The sequence below is a fragment of the Microbacterium resistens genome (assembly GCF_031456305.1).
GTDB classification, from domain to species: Bacteria; Actinomycetota; Actinomycetes; order Actinomycetales; family Microbacteriaceae; genus Microbacterium; species Microbacterium resistens_A.
Window position 1 is genome coordinate 55,863 of record NZ_JAVDUM010000002.1, and the last position, 17,775, is coordinate 73,637.

The 17,775-nt window shown below is 67.8% G+C and carries 18 protein-coding genes; 10 read left to right on the forward strand and 8 right to left on the reverse strand.

The window, feature by feature from the left end; genetic code table 11:
- Positions 1-300 precede the first annotated feature (300 nt).
- The gene (locus J2Y69_RS02325; RefSeq protein ID WP_310017131.1) at positions 301-834 is read left to right on the forward strand and encodes a type IV toxin-antitoxin system AbiEi family antitoxin domain-containing protein; all 534 of its coding nucleotides are present in this window, start codon (positions 301-303) and stop codon (positions 832-834) included.
- Positions 831-1,772, forward strand: a complete 942-nt coding sequence (locus J2Y69_RS02330; protein WP_310017133.1) for a nucleotidyl transferase AbiEii/AbiGii toxin family protein — start codon at positions 831-833, stop codon at positions 1,770-1,772. Before J2Y69_RS02325 ends, J2Y69_RS02330 begins: the two co-directional genes overlap by 4 nt.
- A 42-nt stretch (positions 1,773-1,814) precedes the next feature.
- Here J2Y69_RS02330 and J2Y69_RS02335 read toward each other — a convergent pair whose 3' ends face one another.
- Both J2Y69_RS02335 and J2Y69_RS02340 read right to left on the reverse strand, forming a co-directional pair.
- Entirely contained in the window at positions 1,815-3,593 is a 1,779-nt protein-coding gene (locus tag J2Y69_RS02335; RefSeq protein WP_310017135.1) for an alpha/beta fold hydrolase, read from the reverse strand.
- Positions 3,590-4,189 (reverse strand): TetR/AcrR family transcriptional regulator, encoded by a 600-nt coding sequence (locus tag J2Y69_RS02340; RefSeq protein WP_310017137.1) that lies wholly within the window; start codon positions 4,187-4,189, stop codon positions 3,590-3,592. The genes J2Y69_RS02335 and J2Y69_RS02340 overlap by 4 nt, the downstream gene beginning before the upstream one ends.
- Positions 4,190-4,293: 104 nt before the next feature.
- On the opposite strand from J2Y69_RS02340, the gene J2Y69_RS02345 reads away from it, so the two are divergent.
- From J2Y69_RS02345 to J2Y69_RS02360, 4 genes are all read left to right on the forward strand, one after another.
- On the forward strand, positions 4,294-4,614 hold the full coding sequence (locus J2Y69_RS02345; protein WP_310017139.1) for a nucleotide pyrophosphohydrolase: 321 nt from the start codon (positions 4,294-4,296) through the stop codon (positions 4,612-4,614).
- Positions 4,601-6,358, forward strand: a complete 1,758-nt coding sequence (locus tag J2Y69_RS02350; RefSeq protein ID WP_310017141.1) for a DNA/RNA helicase domain-containing protein — start codon at positions 4,601-4,603, stop codon at positions 6,356-6,358. The genes J2Y69_RS02345 and J2Y69_RS02350 overlap by 14 nt, the downstream gene beginning before the upstream one ends.
- A 71-nt stretch (positions 6,359-6,429) precedes the next feature.
- The gene (locus J2Y69_RS02355; RefSeq protein WP_310017143.1) at positions 6,430-7,353 is read left to right on the forward strand and encodes a glycosyltransferase; all 924 of its coding nucleotides are present in this window, start codon (positions 6,430-6,432) and stop codon (positions 7,351-7,353) included.
- A gap of 28 nt (positions 7,354-7,381) precedes the next feature.
- Positions 7,382-8,728 carry a hypothetical protein gene (locus J2Y69_RS02360; protein ID WP_310017145.1) on the forward strand — a complete coding sequence of 449 codons (1,347 nt, stop codon included), beginning with the start codon at positions 7,382-7,384 and terminating at the stop codon, positions 8,726-8,728.
- A gap of 18 nt (positions 8,729-8,746) precedes the next feature.
- Here J2Y69_RS02360 and J2Y69_RS02365 read toward each other — a convergent pair whose 3' ends face one another.
- The gene (locus J2Y69_RS02365; RefSeq protein ID WP_310017147.1) at positions 8,747-9,499 is read right to left on the reverse strand and encodes an SDR family NAD(P)-dependent oxidoreductase; all 753 of its coding nucleotides are present in this window, start codon (positions 9,497-9,499) and stop codon (positions 8,747-8,749) included.
- A 9-nt stretch (positions 9,500-9,508) separates the two neighbouring features.
- Positions 9,509-10,984 (reverse strand): LuxR C-terminal-related transcriptional regulator, encoded by a 1,476-nt coding sequence (locus J2Y69_RS02370; RefSeq protein WP_310017149.1) that lies wholly within the window; start codon positions 10,982-10,984, stop codon positions 9,509-9,511.
- 168 nt (positions 10,985-11,152) lie between these two features.
- Here J2Y69_RS02370 and J2Y69_RS02375 point away from each other — a divergent pair, with 168 nt between their 5' ends.
- From J2Y69_RS02375 to J2Y69_RS02385, 3 genes are read left to right on the forward strand one after another with little or no spacing between them, the layout of a single operon-like run.
- Positions 11,153-12,157, forward strand: coding sequence for a DUF1214 domain-containing protein (locus J2Y69_RS02375; protein ID WP_310017150.1), 1,005 nt, complete (start codon positions 11,153-11,155; stop codon positions 12,155-12,157).
- 48 nt (positions 12,158-12,205) lie between these two features.
- Entirely contained in the window at positions 12,206-13,000 is a 795-nt protein-coding gene (locus J2Y69_RS02380) for a tyrosine-protein phosphatase (protein ID WP_310017152.1), read from the forward strand.
- Positions 13,001-13,056: 56 nt separating this feature from the next.
- Complete coding sequence (locus tag J2Y69_RS02385) at positions 13,057-13,266, forward strand: hypothetical protein (protein ID WP_310017154.1); 210 nt, start codon at positions 13,057-13,059, stop codon at positions 13,264-13,266.
- A 24-nt stretch (positions 13,267-13,290) separates the two neighbouring features.
- Here the strand turns inward: J2Y69_RS02385 and J2Y69_RS02390 are convergent, their stop codons facing one another.
- From J2Y69_RS02390 to J2Y69_RS02405, 4 genes are read right to left on the reverse strand one after another with little or no spacing between them, the layout of a single operon-like run.
- On the reverse strand, positions 13,291-13,794 hold the full coding sequence (locus tag J2Y69_RS02390; protein ID WP_310017156.1) for a ClbS/DfsB family four-helix bundle protein: 504 nt from the start codon (positions 13,792-13,794) through the stop codon (positions 13,291-13,293).
- Between the two features lie 44 nt (positions 13,795-13,838).
- Entirely contained in the window at positions 13,839-14,729 is an 891-nt protein-coding gene (locus J2Y69_RS02395; protein WP_310017158.1) for a metal ABC transporter permease, read from the reverse strand.
- Positions 14,726-15,469: a metal ABC transporter ATP-binding protein gene (locus J2Y69_RS02400; protein WP_310017160.1), complete on the reverse strand. Its 744-nt coding sequence runs from the start codon at positions 15,467-15,469 to the stop codon at positions 14,726-14,728. The genes J2Y69_RS02395 and J2Y69_RS02400 overlap by 4 nt, the downstream gene beginning before the upstream one ends.
- Complete coding sequence (locus J2Y69_RS02405) at positions 15,466-16,392, reverse strand: metal ABC transporter substrate-binding protein (protein WP_310017162.1); 927 nt, start codon at positions 16,390-16,392, stop codon at positions 15,466-15,468. The genes J2Y69_RS02400 and J2Y69_RS02405 overlap by 4 nt, the downstream gene beginning before the upstream one ends.
- 175 nt (positions 16,393-16,567) lie before the next feature.
- Between J2Y69_RS02405 and J2Y69_RS02410 the strand changes: the two genes are divergently transcribed.
- The gene (locus tag J2Y69_RS02410; RefSeq protein ID WP_310017164.1) at positions 16,568-17,773 is read left to right on the forward strand and encodes a substrate-binding domain-containing protein; all 1,206 of its coding nucleotides are present in this window, start codon (positions 16,568-16,570) and stop codon (positions 17,771-17,773) included.
- The last annotated feature ends 2 nt before the right edge of the window (positions 17,774-17,775 follow it).

Here is a 17,775-nt window from a genome sequence, read left to right on the forward strand (position 1 = left end):
AACAAATCGCTAGAGTTCTCTAGGAATCCGACTCCATTCTCGCTCTATTGAGTGGCGCTGCCCGAGCGTGGTTGCCGTGCGGGTGAACTCAGCGTGAACAGTGGCATAGGACTGCCACTGTTTCACCGGGCTCGACATGTCCCGCCAGACGAATCGGTCAAGATCGTCCACGAGCACATTGGCTGGGCCGAGGTGCGATGCCTCGTTGTCGAGGAAACTGGCAGAGCAGCGGAAGTCGCGCTTCGATCGGAAAGTCAATACCGTACCTTTTGTGGTACGGTATTGGCGAGGGGGCATGTGATGGGCTACCGGCAAGACTTGTGGGAGATTGCCGCGACCCGCAACGGGGTCGTGACGGTCGCGGAGGCGGAGGATGCGGGCGTGCCCGCTGTCGAGGTGCGGAAACTTGCCGCCCGTGGCGCGCTCTACGGGTACGGGCAGGGTGTCTACACGCACCGCGACGTGCCGACGACCTCGTTCACTGAGCCGACGATTGCCGTGGCTCTTGCCGGGGAAGGGGCGTTCTTGCACCGCGAATCCGTGCTCGATCTGCTCGGGCTCGGGCAGTTCAATCCGCCGAAGGTGCGTGTGGGCACGCGGCGCCGCGTGCGTCGCACGCTGCCGGAGTGGATGGAACTGGAGAACCGGCCGGACGTGCCCGATGAGGATCTCACTCATTACGAGGGCGTCTCTGCGACGACCGTTCGACGGGCGCTGGAAGACATGCGGGATCGGATGCCGCCGGACCGATGGGGGGCCGTGGTCGATGAGGCGATCAGGCGAGACGTGATTGGCGAGCAGGACGCGGCGGTGTGGAAGGCGGTGTCAGCGTGAGTGAAGTGACCCCACCGCTGAACGTGACGCAGCTCAATGCCCGGCTCGCGCAGGTCGCCTCCGAGCTGGGCATCCCGGTCGCGCGTGCGCGGGTGATGCTCTGCACGCTGATCGTGTCGCAGATGCTTCCCGACGCTGTTGCCGTCAAAGGCGGCATGGGCGTGAAGCTGCGCTTCGGCGAGCGCGGCACGCGCGCCACCTCCGACCTCGATGTCTCCACCCGCATCCGCGGTGACGAGTTCGAGCAGGCGTTCCGCGCGCGTTTGGCCGAGGGATGGGGAACAGTGCCGGCGTCGAAAGGCGAGTTGCGTCGCAACCCGGATGCGCCGGAACGTGTCGCCTTCACTGCGACCGTCCGAGCGGTGAAGCTCCATGACCCGGGGCTCGCTCGACCGGAGTATGTGATGCACCCGTACCGGGTATCGATCACGTTCCTTAGCGCAGCGTGGGGCGCGCTCGATGTCGAGGTCTCCGATCCCGAGATCGATCCGTATGCGCATACGCGAAAGGAGATCGACGGCGAGCTCGTGCAGTTCGGCGCCTACTTCGGCTTTGGGGATCTGCAGGCCGTCGAACTCGTCGATCTGGAGTATCAGATCGCGCAGAAGCTCCACGCCGTCACCGACCTCGCCTACGTGCGAGCGCATGACCTGGTTGACCTGCAACTGCTCTGGAGCGCCGGCCCCGATCTGCCGGTCTTGCGGGAGCTGTGCGTGCGCACGTTCGACTGGCGACGGCAGCAGGCCTGGCCGCCGCTCCCGTTGCGTCCGATGGGCGGCTGGGAATTCGCGTACTCTGACGCACGCGCCGAAACTGAGGTCGGCGGGGCGACGCCGGTGCTGCCGGACATCGCCCTTGCACGTGAATGGCTGGGCCAGGTCATCGACATCATCGCTTCGTCACCGGCTCCGAACGGCAGCCTCTCAGAAGGCACTTGATCTGGTGACCAGATTGGTGGCCGGCTTCGTCGCGACCGGCCTCTAGAGCAGATCGACGAGAGCATCGCGATGGGTGAGCTGCGGATGGTGCCCGGCACCCGGCACTGAGATCAGCGCGACGTTCGGAAGCGTCGCCAGCAGGTCGACCGTGGCGGGGGCGATGGGGTCTTCGCTTCCAGTGATGATGCGGACCCGGCCGCGAAATCGCCCCAGTGCTTCTCGGAGCTCGGCACGCCACCGCGTGGAACCCGCATGAGCGAGCTGCGCGGCTGCCCTCTTGGCGGTGCTTCGCTTGAGGTCTCTGAGGCTGGAGGCGAGGGCAGCCGCGCTCGTCTCTGATCCGGTGAGCGTGCGTGACAGTCGAGTTGCATCGGTGTGCCGCAGGTAGGTGCTGACGAGCGGCCGCAGTCTGGTCGAGGCGCCGGACGGGGCTTGGAGGAAGAACGGCGCGATCAGCGTGAGGGACGCGACTCTCGCCGGGAACCGGTCGGCGGCGATCGTTGCCGCGGCAGCACCGAGGGAGTGGCCGATGAGATCGATGGGCTCCTCACCGAGCACAGCGGGCAGCCACTGTTCCCAGTCCTGAATGCCCGTCCCGCCGCTGAGACCGAGTCCGGGCAGGTCGACAGCTCGTGCGCCGATGCCTGACGCCACTTCGGCCCAGGTGTCCGCGTTGACCGGCAGGCCGGGAAGGATCAGACGGTTGGATCCGGAGACGCCGAGCTCGAATGTCCTCAGACCCCCGGCATCGACGAATCGACGACTGCCCGCCATGTCGGAACCGAACCGGTGCGCGGCCAGGTGGTCGACCCACCGTTCGAGGGACACCCGCACGTCGGGCATTCGAATCCCGTGTCTGTCGGCGAGGTCGACGGCGGACTTCGTCGGATAGCGGTCGGTGGACATGAAGGTGAGCGTCTCGGGATCCGCCTTGGTGATCCGCTGCGGGAGCCGCTTGATGACATTGGTCGGCACTCTCACTCGCGGGACTCTCGCGCCGAGATGCCGGCCGACGTGCGTGAGGAGGTCGGCCAGCGGTGGGGTGTCGTCGTCGAGAACCCAGTAGGCCATGCCGGCAGAAGCCGGATCGACCGCTGCTGCCGCCATGATGGCAGCCAGGTAGTCGACCGTGACGACCGGGAGAAACGTCGATCTGCCTCCCGGCAGCGCCGCGGCTGTGCCGTCCCAGATCTGCTCGATGGTCGTGGCCAGGCCGATGAGCTGGTCGGACTCCCCGGTCACGCTGTCGCCGATCACACTGGACGGATTGACGATGGTCCACGAGACTCCTCGTTCCAGGGCTCGGGCCTGGAGGATCGCATCGGATTCCATCTTCGACGCTTCGTAGGCGCCGAGCTCCCGATAGACCGCGGCGCGATCGTCCTCGGACCACGGAATGGCTGTGGGGTCCTGTCCGCCGACGCGATAGCCCGACACGTGGACGACGCGCTGCACGTGGGGGAGGTCTGCGGCGAAGTCGATCAGCTTCTCGACGATGCCGACGTTCGCGCTGCGTGCCTCCTGGGCGGTCATCCCGAATCGGTACGATCCGGCGCAGTTGTGGATCTCGGTAATGAACGGGAACGCCGCGGCGCCGCCTGCGAGGATCTCCGGAGCGTCGAAGTCGACGATCACCGTGCTGATGCGCCGTGTCAGGCCGTGCTCCTTGACCCATCGCTCGACCTGGGCTCCAGACTCGGCGGTCCGAACTGCGGCCGTGACGTCCGCACCGGCCTCGGCGAGGGCAAGGACGAGGTGCCGGCCGACCAGACCCGAGGCGCCGAAGACCAGGGCGTGACGGGAGTCCTCGTATGGCGTCATCGCCTCCCTCCAGCGGCTCCGGAGCGCTGCTCGATGAGGCCCACCACGACGTCGGCGGCCGAGGCCAACGGCTGAACGCTCCGCATGGCGCGAGAGACGATGACCGCTCCCTCGATCGTCGACACGACGACGGTCGCGAGAGACCGGGTCTCCTCGGCCTCGATGCCGCTGGCCTCGAGGAGTGCAGCCGTCGCGGCGATCCACGACTCGAAGGCCGTGACGCACGCCTGCCGCAGGGGCTCGCTCTCCGCGCCCATCTCCAGTGTGACGACAGAGACCGGGCAACCCAGCCGGAAGTCGCTCTCGCTGACGATGGTCGACAGGGCGGCGATCATGGCCCGGGCGGCATCTGCCGCCGTTCTGGTGGAGGCTGCCGCCTCGGCGATCAGCGTCTCGAACTGCTTCGCAGCGAGTTCGACAGCAGCGATGCCCAGGCCCTCCTTCCCGTCGGGGAAGTGGAAGTAGACCGATCCCTTCGGAGCCGCCGCATGCTCGATCACGGCATTCAGGCCGGTTCCGCTGAAGCCGCTGGTCTGGATGAGCTCAAGCATGGACCCTGCGAGCCGTGCCTTCGTCAGGTCCCCTTTGGATGTCATGCCCCAAGAATAGACCGGTCTATATATTTTGCAAATCGCGATGACGGAGGCTCGCGAGCGCGGGGGCGCCGGATCGCGCACACGCGCTGAGTAGGCTGGGCGGCGTGACCAGTGAAACCGTGATGACCGCGCTGCGTGCATTCGTCGCCGAGCGCGACTGGGCGCAGTTCCACTCGCCGGACAACCTCGCGAAGTCGATCGCGATCGAGGCGGGCGAGCTCCTCGAAGAGTTCCAATGGTCGCCCGAGTTCGATGCGGAGCGGGTTCGTCTCGAACTCGCTGACGTCCTGACCTACTGCTACCAGCTCGCAGATCGGCTGGGGGTCGATCCCGAAGCGATCATTCTCGAGAAGCTCGAGATCAGCCGAGGCAAGTACCCCGCCGAGATCTCCCGGGGCAGAAGCACCAAATATGACCGGCTTTGAGATCGCGGAGATCCCGTTCGACGCGGACGGCCTCCGTGACTATCCGGACCCCACGGGGAAGCTGAGCAACTGGCCTGCGGTCTATGCGATCAACGATCGGCGAGACATCTACGTCGGTGAGACTGGGAACGCGCTGCTCCGGATGACGCAGCACCGCCGCGACCCGAAGAAGCGGCACCTCGACGTCGCGCGGATCCTGCTCGACGACACCTTCCACCGATCCGCATGCTACGACCTGGAATCGCTGCTGATCCAGTGGTTCTACTCTGACGGCATCTATGCCGTCATCAATGCGAATGACGGACACCGCAACGAGGAGTACGCCGGTCGCGCCGCCTTCCAGCCCCGCTTTCGTGAGATCTTCGAGGAGCTCCGCGAGCGAGGCCTCTTCCGGCATTCGCTGCGAGAGATCGAGAACAGCGACTTCTTCAAGCTCTCGCCCTTCAAATCGCTCGTCCCTGACCAGGAGAGTGCGATCCTGGAGATACTGAAGGCGCTGTTCGACGACCTCGAGGCCGGCCGGTCGACCACGATGGTCGTCTCTGGAAACCCCGGCACCGGAAAGACCATCGTCGGTATCTCGCTGATCAAGACGCTTCGAGACATCGAGGCGTCACGGGGCGTAGACGATGCGGAGCAGGGAAGCCCGATCTCCGATTTCTTCGCACGAGGATATCCCGAGCTGCTCGAAGGGCTGCGGATCGGCATCGTGGTGCCGCAGCAATCGCTCCGCACGTCCATCGCGAGAGTCTTCGACCGCGCACCGGGACTCGACGGATCGATGGTGCTCACGGCATACGACGTGGGAAAAGCCACCGAACCGTACGACGTTCTTGTCGTAGACGAGGCCCATCGCCTGAACCAGCGTGCGAATCAGTCTTCCGGTTCGCTCAACGCCGCCTTCGCCGATATCAATGAACGGCTTTTCGGGGCGGACTCCACCGAGTACACCCAGCTCGACTGGATACGTGCGCAGAGCACCCACAGCATCCTTCTGATGGACCCGGCTCAGAGCGTACGTCCGGCAGACCTCCCACCGGAGGTGGTCGGGGAAGTCGTCGGTGAGGCGAAGGCCGGTCATCACTTCTTCCCGCTGAAGACGCAGATGCGGGTGAAAGCCGGGGCCGACTACGTCGGATTCGTTCGCGAGATGCTGGCCGGTTCGAGACCGTCGCTGCCGGACCTCGGCGAGTACGAGTTCGCCCTGTTCGATGACATCGGAGCGATGGACGACCTGATTCGTGAGCGCGATCAGGAGTACGGGCTCTCGCGGCTCGCCGCCGGGTACGCGTGGACGTGGCAATCAGACCCGAAGAAGAAGGGGATGAAGCGGATACCGCTCGCTGAGCGGCCTTACGACATCGAGATCGACGGATATCGCTGGCGCTGGAACTCGGCCGAGAAGGACTGGATCAACTCGCCGGATGCTCTCGACGAAGTCGGGTCGATCCACACCGTGCAGGGGTACGACCTCAACTATGCAGGTGTCATCATCGGCCCCGATCTGCGTCTCGATCCGGAGAGCGGCGAGATCCGATTCGATCGAACCCAGTATCGAGACAAGAAAGGACTCGAGAACAACCGCAAACGGGGTCTCGTCTACTCAGACGCGGATATCGAACGCTACGTGAAGAACATCTATGCGGTGCTTCTCACCCGCGGCATCCGGGGAACCTACGTGTACGTGTGCGACGAGCCTCTTCGTGAGCATCTTCGCGCTTTCATCCCCGTCGCCGCGTCGTAGCCGAGTCGCCGGAGCACGCTCCATCGACGTCGAGCCACGTGCATGGACCGTCCCACCCCTACGATGAGGTCGTGCCCACGTTCGATCACGTCCTCCTGACGCGCTTCAGCGTTCGCTTTCTCGCCGAGCAGCCCCCGCCGGACGATGACTGGCTGGTGTATCGGTGGGGGTTCTTCCGCGATGCCCTGGCCTCGTCGCTGTCGCACCAGACGGTGCGGGACTTCCGCTGGCTGGTGTTTTGCGATGCGAGCTCTCCCGAATGGCTGCGCGAGGAGATGGAGGCGCTCGCGCCCGGGCTCTTCACACCCGTGTGGCTCGATGAGCCGTGGTCGCACTCGGTCATCCGCGACGCGGTGACGGGCGTGCTCAGCCAGGACGACTACCTCATCACGACCCGCATCGACAGCGACGATGCTGTCGGGATCCGGTTCATCGAGGAGGTGCAGAGCCATTTCGACGGGCAGGAGAGCATGTACATCAACCTCCTGCGCGGCGTTCAGGTGGCGCGCTCGGGTCAGGTGTTCCGCTACGACGAGCCGCTGAACCCCTTCATCTCCTACGTCGAGAAGCTCACGACCGGAACGCCGATGCGCACCGTGTTCCAGGACTTCCGCCACGCGCAGAGCCAGCGTCACGCGCCCGTGCTCAATGTGGTGACCGCCCCGCGGTGGATGCAGGTGGTGCATGGCAGCAACCTCGCCAACTCCATCCGCGGGCTGCGTGCGGATCCGCGGATCGTGAACGAGGAGTTCACGTTGGAGCTTCCCTATACCCGGGACGTGCGGCCGCTGACCCTGTTCCGGGAACGGCAGATCAGCCGGCTGTGGCTCCTGAAGCTCTGGATCCGCTATCCGTACTTCGCCGATGAAGCGGCCCGGACCCGGCGCGAGCGCCGTCAAGGCACCGCGGTCCTCCCGCAGACCGACAAGAACCCGATGCCGCGGTACGACGCGCTCAAGCGCATGAAAGACCGCATCTTCCCGCCGAAGAAGTAAGGAAGATCCTGTGTCTGTCGAAGATCCTGTGTCTGTCACTGATGACGCCGCGTTCGTCGAGGTCGACTGGAACGCGGAGTCGGCTGAGATCCTCGCGGCGCTGCGGGGGAGATTCGGGAAGGAGCTCCCGGCGCTGGCCTCGCCGGCGTTGGACGAGCTCGCGGCGAACTACGCCACCGAGTTGCCCGACACGTCGCTGCTTGCGATCGGACAGGAGCTGGAGTCCCTCGGAACGGTCCTGTGGCGGATCCCCTCGCCCTCCGACAGCTTCCTCCTCCTCATCACGACGGCCGGGGACACGGCGGCGTCGGCCGCCGGAGATAGGAGGCCGCTGCGTCAGGCGCGTCGGCGGGTCGGCGCGCCCGCCAAGCGATTGGCGCTCGCGGACAGGATTCCTTACCGTCGCGCCGCCGGGTACCTCGGCGCCGATGAGGTCGTCGTCGGGCACCGGATGCTGATGCTCCCACGCCATCAGCATCCGGACAGCTGGGTCGACCTCTCCGGCGCTTGGCCCCCGCCGGTCACACAGACCTCGCACGACTTCGAGAGCGTCGCGGCGGATCAGGGCGCGACGACCATCGCCGCGGTCGTCACATCACCCGCCCGCGTCCTGGTGATCGGCGATCCGAGCAGGCCCGTCCAGGAGTGGGACACCGTCGACGCTCTCCCGGAGGTCCCGCAAGGCGCCCGCCTCGGGTTCCACGGGGACGATCTGTTCGTTCTCCATGGCGGATCCGCATGGCGGGTGCCGAGCGCCGTTCATGGCGGACGGGACGTCGTGCCATTGGCCCATGCCGCCGCGCCGCGGCACGGGACGGCGCCGCCCGGGCTCGCGCACAGCGGCGATGGACGCTGCTGGCTGCTCCTCGGCGGCAAGGTCCGTGAGTGGGACGGGAAGAGGCTCAGGCGCGCACGGCTGAGGATGCGTCCCTGCGAGTCCTCGTCAACCCTCCCGGTGACGAACGGCTTCGCCTACGTCACCGCTGACGCCCTCATCGAGCTGGACACCACGACGGGGAACGAGCGGGTCAGACCCCTTGCCGGCATCTTCAGCACGAGGATCTCCGCGTTGGGCGACGAATGGGCGGCTGTCCTGACCCGTGGCCACCTCAGCAGGACGAACGACCTCCTCCAGCTGTGGAATCGGAAGACCGACGAATGGCTGCGCCTGCCCCACGGGATCCTCGGGCCGGAGACGGGCGTGCAACAGGTGCTGTGCATCCCCGAGGGGCGCGTCTGGGCGATCTACGCGGGCTCCATCCTCGACCTCGGCCCGCTGGACGCGCTGATCGCCACGCTCCGCGCACGTCCCGACTGCGTCCTCGTCCCGCCGACCACGACCAGCACCCGCAGACGGTTCCTCCGGGGAATCTGATCGGGGGAGGCGGTGGCCTCAGTCGTCCTGCTCAGTGGGGCGGAGGAGGAGCTCGTTGATCATCTGGTGCCGAGGGCGCGTCACGATGTAGCGCACCGCGTCGGCGACGTCCGCGGCCTGGAGCGGCTCCATCTGCTCGAGTCGGCGCAGGTTCGCCTCGCGGATGTCGGGGCGGAGGTGGTCGCGCAGCTCGGTGGCCACGGCACCCGGCTCGACGACGCCGACCCGCACGTGCCGACGGCTGAACTCCTGGCGGAACGACTCGCTGAACGCGCCGACCCCGTGCTTGGTGAGGTTGTACACGGCGGAACCACGCTTGACCTGGCGTCCGGCGGTGGAGGAGATGTTGACGATGTCGGCCACCATGCGCGGTTCCGTCTCCGCCGCCCGCAGGAGGTGGGGGAGGGCCGCCTCGGTCACCGAGAGCAGAGCGGTGAGGTTGAGGTCGATCATGCGGTCCCACTCGTCGACCGGCGCGTTCTCGATCGGGCCGAGCAGCATCACGCCCGCGTTGTTCACGACGATGTCGAGACGGCCGAAGGCGTCGACGGTCCGCTGCACGGCCGTGCGCGCCTGCTCGCGATCGGTGATGTCGGCGACCACGACGAGGGCGGCGTCACCGAGCTCGGTCGCGAGCGCTTCGAGACGGTCCTCGCGGCGGGCGACGAGCGCGACCGTCGCGCCCTCGGCGGCGAGCGCGCGGGCGGTGGCCTCGCCGATCCCGCTGGAGGCTCCGGTGACGAGGGCGACTGTTCCGTCGAGTGCGGTCATGTCCCGAACCTATCGCGTGCTCGCCGTGTGAACGGCGGCTCGTCGGGTCGTGACGCCGAGCTTCCGGTAGATGGAGCGGATATGCGTCTTCACGGTGGGGTAGGCGATGCCCAGGTGCGCGGAGATCTCCTCGGCGGTCATCGTCGTGCGCAGGCAGCTGAGCACCTCGTTCTCCCGTCGGGTGAGCACGCCGGTGAGGAGCTGCGAGAGCTGGCCGCGTCGTTCGAGGACGGTGTGCAGGAACTCATGGTGTCGTGAGCCCCGATGGGCGTGGGCGTCGAGGAGGTCGCCGACCACCGGGTCGTCGGACAGGAACGGTGCGAGGATCCGCTCCGGGCTCGCCGCCTCCAGCGCCCGACCGAGCTGTTCGTGGGCCTGCGGGCCGTGTCCGGCGGCCGAGCGGAGGGCCGCCGAGGTGACGAGCGTGCTGACCAGCGCATAGCGGGGCATCGCCGTCGAGGACGCGAGCCGGAACGCCTGGGCGGCGAGGGCAGGCTCGCCCAGCGTGCGGTAGAGCTCGGCGAGGAGCGCGTGCGCCACCGGAGTCCCCGTGCGGGCGAGCGCGGGTGCGGCGATGCTCCGAGCCCGTTCGTCCTGTCCCTCGGCGTGGGCGAGCCATGCCGAGGTGACCCGTCGCAGCGTGTCCCAGGGGATGCCGTGCTTGTCGGCCCTGCTCACCCCCTGGAGCAGGACCGATGCGGCGTAGTAGCGGTCCTCCCGCTTCAGGGCGACCAGGGTCATCCCGAGGTACAGGCGGGCGAGCGCCTCGAAGTTGTTTCCGGGGCTCCCCTCGACGATGACCGAGTCGAGGTGTGCGACCGCCTCTTCGAAGTCGCCTCGCCAGTACGCGATGCATCCGCGGTTGCTCTGCGGGAGGCCGCTCTCGAAGCGGTCCCAGTCGGACGGCGACGGGGTGGAGGGGAGCGCGTCGAGGATCTGCTCGGCCTCGGTGAAGAGCCCTGCTTGGGTGAGGGCGAAGGCCAGGTTGGACTGCGCGAGACGGAACGTCTCCGCGCGACCCTGCAGGCGCGCCTCGTCGGCCGCGGAGCGGAGCAGGGCGATCGCGCCCGTGAGGTCGCGGCGCAGCCGTACCTCCGTCCACCCGAGGAGGAACAGCGCCGACGGATAGTCGTCGTCGGGTCCGCACTCGGTGAGCGCCTGGTGCGCGCGATCGGCGACCGTGGCCTTGGCGGCGGGATCGGTCGCGAGCAGGAGGTCGGCGAAGCAGACCACGAAGTCGTCGGAGGCCGCCCGCAGCCCCTGACCGCGAAGGAAGGCCGCCCCGTGGGAGTCGCCGAGGAGGTCGCGGCAGCACGCCCTGATCAGGAGGACGTGCGGATCGTGCGGATCGGGGGAGTCGAGGCAGAGCTGCTCGAGCTCGCGGGTATGGGACTCCAGGATGAGCTGAAGCCAGTTCCTCCGCAGGACGGCGCGAGCGTGCTCGGGCGTGCTGGATGAGAGTTCCCGACGCACCGCTTCGAGCATGGCTCCCACGATAGCGGGCGCGGCGTCGGCCGAGGACGATGTCTACCCCCGGTCTCATCCGTCGAGGATGAGACCGGGGACCCCGTCGTCCGTCACTGAGGACACTGGAACCGACGGCTGCGTGTGAGGCCGGGTCCGCCGCGGACAGCTGAAGGTGAAGGCACTCTCATGAACACCAACCGCATGAACACCAACCGCATGAACACCAGCCCGATGAACATCGCCGGTCAGGGGCCGGCCACGAAGGTCAACGTCCGCAACTTCGCGCGCGCCGAGTCCGACCTCATGTTCTCCCGGTTGGCCGCCGACACGGGGCTCGGGCGGTGGAACCACACCCGCGGGCTCAAGCCGCTCGATGATCAGCCGATCATCCGCCAGAACCGCGACACGCTCTACAGCAGCGCGATCATCGACGTGCGCGATGGCGTCACCGTCACGCTGCCGGATGTCGGCGCACGCTACATCTCCGCCTACGTCATCAGCCAGGATCACTACGGCCCGCTCATCCTGCGGGAGCCCGGCGAGCATCTGCTCACCCGCGACCTGGTCGGCACCGACTACGCAGCGCTCCTGGTGCGCATCCTCGTCGACCCGAACGATCCCGCCGACGTCGCAGAGGTGAACGGGCTGCAGGACGCCCTCGTCCTCGCCGGTGGGGGAGCGGGAGACTTCCCCCTTCCCGAGTACGACGGGTCATCGCAGGCGGAGACCCACGATGCGCTCCTCGCGCTCGGGCGCGGGGTCTCGACCTACGACCATGCCTTCGGCGCGGAGGCGGAGGTCGATCCCGTTATGCATCTGCTCGGCGCCGCCGGCGGCTGGGGTGGTCTGCCCGAGTACGAGGCCACCTACATCAGCGTCGACGAGGGGCTGCCCGTCGCTGACTACCGGCTTCACCTGACGGACGTCCCCGTCGATGCGTTCTGGTCTGTGTCGCTCTACAACGCGGACGGCTACTTCGAGCCCAACGAGCTCGGGGTGAACAGCATCAACAGCCTCACGGCCGTCCACGATGAGGACGGCGGCGTCACCGTCCGCTTCGGCGAGCATCCGGGCGACGTGCCGAACGCCCTGCCGATCATGCCGGGCTGGAACTACACCCTCCGGCTCTACCGGCCGCACCCGTCCGTCCTCGACGGCACCTGGGTCGCCCCGCGTCCCGAGGCGATCTGAGAACGCGGAGCACGTCCTAGCCGGGAGAAGCACGGAGAGGGGAATCGCATGAGCGATCTGCAGGACCGGAAGATATCGATCCCGAGCGCGCCGAACCTCCGCGACCTCGGTGGCCTGCCGGCGACGGTCGGCCGGATCAGACAGGGTGTCCTGTATCGCTCGGCCACCCTCGCATCGCTCACCGATGCCGACGGCCCGCGGTTCGCCGCGCTCGGCGTCGAGACGGTGTACGACCTGCGGACCGCCGGTGAGGTCGCCGCCTCGCCGGACCGGCTGCCGGAGGGGATCCGCGGTGTCGGGCTCGATGTCCTCGCCGACAGCTCGCTCAGCGTCGCGGCACGGCTGGACGATCTCTCGGCGAACCCGCAGGCGTTCGCCGAGAGCCTTGGCGACGGGAAGGCGGAACGGCTCTTCGAGGAGACCTACCGCGACATCGTCCGTCTCCCCTCGGCCCTCGCGGCGTACCGAGCGCTCCTCCTCGGGCTGCTCGATGAGAGTCGGACGGGGGCTGCGCTGTTCCACTGCACCACCGGCAAGGACCGCACCGGATGGGCCGCGGCGTCCATCCTGACGCTGCTCGGGGTGGACGAGGGGAGCGTGTACCAGGACTACCTGCAGACCAACACGGATCTGCTGCCCGCCCTCGAGCCGGTGCTCCGGCACGCGGAGTCGCTCGGCGTCGACCGCGAGACGCTCATGCCCGTGCTGGGCGTCCGCGAGAGCTACCTCCGGGCAGCCTTCGCCCAGGTGCGTGAGCAGTTCGGCACGATCGCCGGATACGCCGCGGACGGGCTCGGCCTGACCGCGTCGGACATCGACGGGCTCCGGCGCCTCCTCACCTGATCCTGACCTGCGAGAGAGACGCCGATGATCCGCTTCCTGTTCCAGCTGCTCGCGCAGTGGCGACGCTGTTCCCCGGCGGCCTCCGGATCGGCGGAGCCGAGTCGTGGATCCTCGCCCCTCTCATCGTGTGGATCATCACGGCGCTCGGAGGATGGATCCTCATGGGCCTGGTCGTCGACCGACGGCTGAAGCGGCGCGAGGCCGAGAAGCTCGTCCGCGGTGCGCAGGCGCCTGCGCCGGGGAAGCCTCAGCCCCCGACTCGGTGACCTGCTTGTCGATCCGGCTCTCGGTCATCGGGTGCGCAGCCAGGTCCGGAGACGTCGTCGCGCGTTGGTGTAGGGCGACGAGGTGTTGAGCGAGATCATCCGTCCCATGGTCCATCTGCCGTACCAGGGCGCGCCGTAGAGCTCCTGGTCCGTGCGCTCCTCGATGAGGGCGACGATCCGGGCGTTTGCGTCGGTCAGCCGAGTGCGGAGCTGAGGCCACGTGTCGTCCTCGTGCTCGGCATAGTAACGATGCGCGAGGGAGCCCAGCTCGTTCCAGGAGACCCCTTGTGCGGGGAACTCGTCGGGGAGTCCGGCCGCGCGGCGGCGATGCCAGGTGAGGACCTGCTCGTTCCAGCCCACGAGGTAGGCCACCAGATCGGCCGGGCTCATCCGCGTTCCGGCGGCGTGGCCGTCCAGCACCGGTTCGCGGACCGCGTCGAGAGGGACTCGATCCAGATCGGCGCTCAGCTGTCCGAACGAGCGGTCGATGGTTCCGAGAAGCTCGGTCTTCGAGGAAGGCACGGGCATCTGGTCTCCTTCCGGTGCGGCACCCGGGATACGGGGACACGGGCTCACGCTCCGGCGACACCGGTCGATCCTACGGCGACACGCCGCCGTCGGTTCCGATTGATCCGTCGGCGCACCAGCCCGTGGTGAGGGCTGAACAGGTAGACCAGTGCGAAGAACGCGCCCTGGGCGAGCACGACCATGCCGCCGGACGCCGTGTCGAGCCAGTAGCTCAAGTAGATGCCGACGATCGAGCAGAGCGCCGAGATCGCGGGGGCGATGACGAGCATCCGTCCGAAGCGGTCGGTGAGCAGGTAGGCGGTCGCACCGGGAATGATGAGCATCGCGACCACCAGGATCACGCCGACGACCTGGAGGGCGACGACGGCGGTGAGGGCGAGCACGCCCAGGAGCAGCGCTCCGAGCATCCTCGGGCTCACACCGATGGCGTGGGCGTGAACGGGGTCGAAGGCGTAGAGCGTCAGATCGCGGCGCTTGACGACGAGGACGACGAACGCGACGGCGCCGAGCACGGCGATCTGGATCAGGTCGCCGGTCGAGACGCCGAGGATGTTGCCGAAGACGATGTGGTTCAGATCGGTCTGCGAGGGCGTGATCGAGATCAGGACCAGCCCGAGGGCGAACAGGGTGGTGAACACGATCCCGATCGCGGCGTCCTCCTTCACCCGGCTGGTGCCGCGGATCGCACCGATGAGGACGACGGCGAGGAATCCGAACACGAGCGCGCCGAGGGCGAAGGGGGCACCGACGATGTACGCGATGACGACGCCCGGAAGCACGGCGTGGGAGACCGCGTCGCCCATCAGCGACCATCCGACCAGCACCAGCCAGCACGACAGCACCGCGCACACGATCGCGGCGAGCACCGTGGTGACGAGCGCACGGACCATGAAGTCGTAGCCCAGCGGCTCGAGCAGGAAGTCGATCGGGCTCATGAGGCGTCCTCGTCCCGTCCGAGAACGTCCACTCCGAACGCCATCGCCAGGTTCTCGGGGCGCATCACCTCGTCCACGCCCGCGTGCAGCAGCACGCGACGCATGAGGAGCACGGCCTCGTCGGCGAGGCCGGGCAATGCGTGCAGATCGTGGGTGGAGACCAGCACCGTGCGGCCGGTGGCGGCGAGCTCCCGCAACAGTCGCACGATGGTGGCCTCGGAGCGCTTGTCGACGCCGGCGAACGGCTCGTCCAGCAGCAGGATCTCCGCGCCCTGCGCGATGCCGCGCGCCACGAACGCGCGCTTCCTCTGCCCGCCGGAGAGCTGTCCGATCTGCCGGTCCGCGTGGTCGAGCAGCTCCACCCGCTCCAACGCGGTCGCCACCGCCGCGCGGTCCACCGGGCGCGGCCGCCGGGTGAGCCCCTGATGGCCGTAGCGCCCCATCATCACCACGTCGTGGACGGATACCGGGAAGGTCCAGTCGACCTCCTCGCTCTGCGGCACGTAGCCCAGCCGGCCACGTCTGCGGGCGACGGCCGGTTGCACCCCGTCGACGAGGACCCGCCCGCGATCGGGTCGGATCATTCCCATGATCGATTTGAAGAGCGTCGACTTGCCGGAGCCGTTCATCCCGATCAGCGCGCACACCCGGCCCCGTTCGATCCGCAGGGACACGCGGTTCAGCGCGAGAGTGTCCCCGTAGCGCACCGTGACATCCTCGACCTCGATCGCGGCGGTCATGAGGACCGTCCGGTGAGGGCGTCGATGATCGTCTTCGCGTCGTAGCGGATCAGGTCCAGGTACGTCGGCACCGGACCGTCCGCCTCGGAGAGGGAGTCGACGTACAGCACGCCGCCGAACACCGCGTCCGTGGCCTCGACGACCTGCTGCATCGGCTTGTCGGAGACCGTGGACTCGCAGAACACCGCCGGCACGTCGTTCGCCTCGACGAACTCGATCGTCGAGGCGATCTGCTGCGGGGTGGCCTGCTGCTCGGCGTTGACCGGCCAGATGTAGTGCTCGGTCAGGCCGGCATCGCGGGCCAGGTAGGAGAACGCGCCCTCGCAGCTCACCAGCGCCCGCTGACTCTCCGGCAGCGCGGACAGCTCCGAGACGAGCTCGTCCTGCACAGCCTGGACCTCCGCCTTGTAGGCCGCGCCGTTCTCTGCGAAGGCGGCCGCGTGCCCGGGGTCCAGCTCGGAGAACGCCTGCACCATGTTGTCGACGTACTGCTGGACGTTCAACGGGCTCATCCACGCGTGCGGGTTCGGCTTGCCGGCATAGGCGTCCTCGGTGATGTCGATGACCTCGACCCCGTCGGAGACGACGGCATGCGGCACGTCCACGCTGTCCACGAACTGCTGGAACCACACCTCCAGATTCAGGCCGTTGTCGAGGATTAGGGCGGCATCCGTCGCCTTGCGCACGTCGCCCGGCGACGGCTCGTAGCCGTGGATCTCCGCGCCGACCTTCGTGATCGACTCCACTCGCAGGTGCTCCCCGGCCACGTTCTCCGCGATGTCGGCCAGCACCGTGAACGTCGTCAGCACGACCGGACGAGCGTCCAGGGAGTCGTCGGCCGACGGCGACGCGCATCCGGCCAGCGCGACCGCGGAGGCCGCGGCTATCGAGAGGGAGAGGGGGAGCAGCAAATTTTTAGGCATGCCTAAAAATCTAGAAGTTTCGGTGCACCTAAAGCAAGTTCCCGCGAAGGTCATGTGCGTTCATGCACATTCAGCCTGCGAACTTGGCCATCGAATGCTGACGAGCATGCATTGATACTGGGGAGACCGACGGAGCTCTCGTTCCGTACGCCGTTCATCGTTGAGAGGCAGATTCATGCGGGCTACGAAGAGGTACCTCGTCACTGCGGCCATCGCCGCCGCCGCCATCGTCCTGGCCGGATGCGCACCGACGGTGGGAGGGGAACCCGGCGCCACCGGAGGGTCCGAGGGTGGAGCGCCGGTGAAGGTGGCGATGCTCACGAGCCAGACCGGCCCGCTCGCCGCGTACGGAGCCGCGTACACGGCAGGCTTCGAGGCGGGGCTGGACTATGCGACGGACGGGACCGGCGCGGTCGACGGCCGGGAGATCGCCATCGAGTGGGCGGACGATCAGGGCAACCCCGACACCGCCGTGTCGAAGGGCAAGGACTTCATCGGGCAGGGATATCAGATCCTCGCCGGCACCGCGTCCTCCGGCATCGCGACGGCGCTGTCCGAGCAGGCCGCGCAGAACAAGATCCTCTACATCTCCGGTCCCGCCGCCGCCGACGCGATCACCGGGGTCAACGGGTACACGTTCCGCTCCGGGCGCCAGACCTTCCAGGACGTCGCCTCGGCGGGAACCTTCATCGGTGACCCGAAGGGGAAGAAGGTCGTCGTGTTCGCCCAGGACAACGCCTTCGGCCAGGGCAACCTCGCCGGCGTGAAGGCCGTTCTCGGCGGCAAGGGCGCCGTCGTCGAGGGCGTGATGGTGGCCGAGGACGCCACCGAGTTCACCCCCTTCGCCCAGCAGCTGCTGGGCGCGTCGCCCGATCTGGTCTTCGTCGCCTGGGCGGGTGCGTCGTCGGGCGCGATGTGGACCGCGTTGTCGCAGCAGGGCGTCTTCGACAAGGCGCCGGTCGTCACCGGGCTGGGGGATGCGGCCACCTACGGCGCCTATGGGGAGGCCTCGGCGAACATCTCCTTCCTCAACCACTACTTCGCCGGCGCCGCCGGCACGGAGGCGGAGAAGGCGATGATCGCGTACCTGAAGAAGGAGGGGAAGACCGCCGACCTGTTCTCGCCGGACGGGTTCGTCGCGGCGCAGATGATCGTCCACGCCATCAAGGAGGGCGGCGGCACCGTCGACGGCATGGTGAGCTCCCTGGAGGGCTGGACCTTCGACTCGGTCAAGGGCGGCCTCACGGTCCGGGCCGAGGATCACGCGCTGATCCAGCCGATGTACCAGGCCAAGCTCGTCCAGGACGGCGCGGCCTGGGTCCCCGAGCTGGTCGACACCATCGACGCCGAGACCGTGGCGCCGCCGGTCGCGGGCAAGTGATG